A 2856-nucleotide genomic window follows, 5' to 3' on the forward strand; every position below is an offset into this window, starting at 1 on the left:
TGCGTTCGGCCGCGATGCCTACCAGCGCATCCGGGCCGACGCCGAGTTCGATCAGCTTATGCGCAAGCTGATTGGCGCGGCGGTTGAGCTGGTCGTAGCTCAGCTGTTGCTCATCGAACACCAGCGCCGGTGCCTCGGGCGTGGCTGCCACCTGGGCCTCGATCAACTGCTGTACGCTGTGGTCGAGCGGGTGCTGGATACCGGTGTTGTTCCACTCGTTGACGATCTGGTGTTGCTCGCCGCTATCCAGCATCGGCAGGTCTGCAACCCGCTGTTGTGGATCTTCAAGGAGGCTGCGCAACAGCTGTTGCCAATGCCGACCGAGGCGCTCGATGGTGGCGGCGTCGAACAGGTCGGTGGCGTAGGTCAGGCTCGCGCTCAGGCCTTCGGCCGACTCACTGGTGCTGAGGGTCAGGTCAAATTGCGAAGTACTGCCTTCCCAGTCCAACCCCTCGACCTGCAACGCCGAAGGCAGTGATTGGCCATCGGTGCTGCTGCGCTTGTCGGCACTCTGGTGATTGAACATCACCTGGAACAACGGGTTATGGCTGAGGCTGCGCTCCGGTTGCAATGCCTCCACCAGTTGTTCGAACGGCAGGTCCTGATGCGCCTGGGCATCCAGTGCATGTTGCTTGACCTGTTGCAGCAGCTCTTCGACGCGTAATTGCGCGCTGAACTCGGCTTTCATGATCTGCGTGTTGACGAAGAAGCCGATCAGCCCCTCGGTCTCGATGCGGTTGCGGTTGGCGATGGGTACGCCGACGCGGATATCGTGCTGGCCGCTGTAGCGGTGCAACAGAACCTGGAACGAAGCCAGCAACAGCATGAACGGCGTGACACCGAGGCGTGGGGCCATGTGCTGCACTGCGTCGCTCAGCCCAGGCGCCAGGGTGAGTGACAGGTGGGCGCCACGGTAGCTTTGTTCCGCCGGGCGCGGGCGATCCGTCGGCAACTCCAGTACGCTGTTTTCTCCGGCCAACTGGGCGGTCCAGTAGGCCAGTTGGCGCTCACGCTCGCCGGCGTCCATCCATTGGCGTTGCCATACGGCATAGTCGGCATACTGGATCGGCAAGGTCGGCAGTGGGGCAGGTTGCCCAGCCTGGGCCGCGCCGTACAGGGTGATCAGCTCTTCAACCATCAACTGCACTGACCAGCCATCGGAAACGATGTGGTGCTGGGTAAGTACCAGCACGTGGTCATCATCCGCCAGGCGCAGCAGCCTGACCCGCAGCAGCGGGCCGCGTTGCAGGTCGAACAGCTGTCTGGTTTCGTGTTCAACAAAAGTTTTGAGCGTGGCGTCGTCCGGCGTGCCGTGCAATGTCTCGACCACGAGGGCCAGCGGGGCCTTTGCGGCGATGACTTGCCGGGGGTGTTCGTTGTCCACTACAAAGGTGGTGCGCAGTGTTTCATGGCGGGCGATGAGTTGGTTGAAGGCTTGCTCCAGCGCCGCGACATTCAGCGCGCCCTTGAGACGCAAGGCAGCCGGCAGGTGGTAGGCGGCGCTGTGCGGGTCCAGTTGCCAGAGGAACCACTGGCGTTCCTGGGCGTAGGACAGGGGCAGCGCCTGATCGCGTGCGATGGGCGCCAGAGGCAGCTCATCCTGACGGGAGCGGCCGTGCAGGCCGGCGACGAAATCCCCAAGCACGCTGCGTTCGAACAGGCTGCGCAGGGCCACGTCAAGGTTCAGGGCCTGGCGCACCCTGGAGATGATCTGGGTCGCCAGCAACGAGTGGCCGCCGAGGGCGAAAAAGTCATCCGTGAGGCCCACCTGCTCAAGGCCGAGCACACTTTGCCAGATCCCGGCGACCTGGATTTCCAGCGCCGTTCGCGGCGCCACGTAGTGGTTTTGCTGTTGGCTGGCATCCGGTTTTGGCAGGGCCTTGCGGTCCAGCTTGCCGTTGGGGCTCAGGGGCAGCACATCGAGGAACATCAGCAANATAGTGGTTTTGCTGTTGGCTGGCATCCGGTTTTGGCAGGGCCTTGCGGTCCAGCTTGCCGTTGGGGCTCAGGGGCAGCACATCGAGGAACATCAGCAATCCCGGCACCATATAGTCCGGCAACACCGCCGCCAAGGCGGCCTTGATCGACTGGCGCAACTCCGCTTGCGATAGCGCCGTGGCGTGAGGCACCACATAACCTACCAACTGCAAGCCACTGGCCRCCGGCTGCGCGAGGACGATGGCGTCTCGCACCTGCTCCTGCTCCAGCAACCGGGCCTCGATTTCCCCCAGCTCGATACGGAAACCGCGGATTTTCACCATAGTGGTTTTGCTGTTGGCTGGCATCCGGTTTTGGCAGGGCCTTGCGGTCCAGCTTGCCGTTGGGGCTCAGGGGCAGCACATCGAGGAACATCAGCAAGCCCGGCACCATGTAGTCCGGCAGTACCGCCGCCAAGGCCGCCTTGATCGACTGGCGCAACTCCGCTTGCGATAGCGCCGTGGCGTGAGGCACCACATAACCTACCAACTGCAAGCCACTGGCCGCCGGCTGCGCGAGGACGATGGCGTCTCGCACCTGCTCCTGCTCCAGCAACCGGGCCTCGATTTCCCCCAGCTCGATACGGAAACCGCGGATTTTCACCTGATGGTCGATCCGCCCGACATATTCGATCACACCCGAGGCGTTRTAACGCGCCAGGTCGCCAGTACGGTACAAACGCCCGCCAYTCTGGCTGAACGGATCGGGCATGAAGCGYTCGGCGGTCAGGTCCGGGCGGTTGAAGTAACCACGGGCCAACAACTCGCCGCCGATCACCAGTTCACCCACCACGCCGATCGGTGCCGGGGCACCGCTGTCATCCAGCARGTAGATGCTGCGCCCGGCCAGGACCTTGCCGATGGGCATGGTCAAGGGTGT

Annotated in this window: 1 protein-coding gene and 2 pseudogenes; all 3 read right to left on the reverse strand. The window is 63.3% G+C overall.

Annotated features, from left to right (window positions below; all coding sequences use genetic code 11):
• The coding region (locus ASD70_RS15565; RefSeq protein WP_236708719.1) for a condensation domain-containing protein at positions 1 to 1936 on the reverse strand (1936 nt) is incomplete at both ends.
• A gap of 1 nt (position 1937) precedes the next feature.
• A pseudogene (locus ASD70_RS29980) lies at positions 1938 to 2258 on the reverse strand (AMP-binding enzyme); the annotation flags it as partial.
• A 1-nt stretch (position 2259) separates the two neighbouring features.
• Positions 2260 to 2856: pseudogene (locus ASD70_RS29985) on the reverse strand (AMP-binding enzyme); the annotation flags it as partial.

This window comes from Pseudomonas sp. Root569 (assembly GCF_001427465.1).
Classification (GTDB): Bacteria; Pseudomonadota; Gammaproteobacteria; order Pseudomonadales; family Pseudomonadaceae; genus Aquipseudomonas; species Aquipseudomonas synxantha.